Source organism: Paracoccus sp. S4493 (assembly GCF_000967735.1).
GTDB classification, from domain to species: domain Bacteria; phylum Pseudomonadota; class Alphaproteobacteria; order Rhodobacterales; family Rhodobacteraceae; genus Paracoccus; species Paracoccus marcusii.
The window spans coordinates 1-231 of the sequence record NZ_JXYF01000553.1 but is presented as its reverse complement, the minus strand read 5'-3'; the positions used below and the strand labels follow the sequence as shown (position 1 = coordinate 231).

Below are 231 nucleotides of genomic sequence, written 5' to 3'. Positions count from 1 at the left end.
CCACCACGGTCCTGGGCCTGGCCCCGCTGTTGTACGAACGTTCGTCCCAGGCGCTGTTTCTCAAGCCCACGGTGGTCACGCTGGCCTATGGGCTGGGGTTCGGCATGGTGCTGGTGCTGCTGGTGGTGCCGGCCGTGCTGGGCGCAGGCGACGATCTGGCCCGCGCCCGCCGGGCCTTTCGCCGCAGCCTGCGGGCCGGGCCGGTGCGCGGCGTGATGCGCGGCGCGGTGG

At 74.0% G+C, this 231-nt stretch carries 1 protein-coding gene; it reads left to right on the top strand.

What is annotated here, in order from left to right; genetic code table 11:
* The coding region (locus tag TW83_RS21690; RefSeq protein ID WP_045984358.1) for a hypothetical protein at positions 1-231 on the top strand (231 nt) is incomplete at both ends.